This is a genomic window from Bacteroides sp. Phil13, from assembly GCF_001940965.1.
Taxonomy (GTDB): Bacteria; Bacteroidota; Bacteroidia; order Bacteroidales; family Bacteroidaceae; genus Bacteroides; species Bacteroides intestinalis.
Genome location: NZ_MSHA01000040.1, coordinates 11,677 through 11,981, shown reverse-complemented (window position 1 = coordinate 11,981; position 305 = coordinate 11,677). Strand labels below are relative to the sequence as shown.

1 pseudogene is annotated in these 305 nt (G+C 46.9%); it reads left to right on the top strand.

Features of this window, described 5'->3' with window-relative positions:
- Positions 1-234, top strand: a pseudogene (locus tag BWI44_RS06850) (site-specific integrase); the annotation flags it as partial.
- Positions 235-305: the final 71 nt, after the last annotated feature.

The window sequence follows — 305 nt, the reverse complement described above, 5'->3', positions numbered from 1 at the left end:
ACCGTCAGCAAAATCATGGGGCATCGGCATATCACTACCACACAGCGGTATGCGAAAGTCACGCAGGATAAAATTGATAGGGACGTGGATTGCCTGAATGGTATTATCAGCGGCAGGTTCTCCTTGTCGGACATTGACACCGCCCCGTCACCGATTCTGAAAGATTACAGCCAACGGAGAGTCAATCCGAGTATGAAGCAAAGGGAGTATATAACCAAAATAATGGAAGGGTAAGCCATGCGAAGCACATTCAAACTGTTGTTCTACATCAACCGTCAGAAAGTAAAGAAAAACGGCAGATGCCC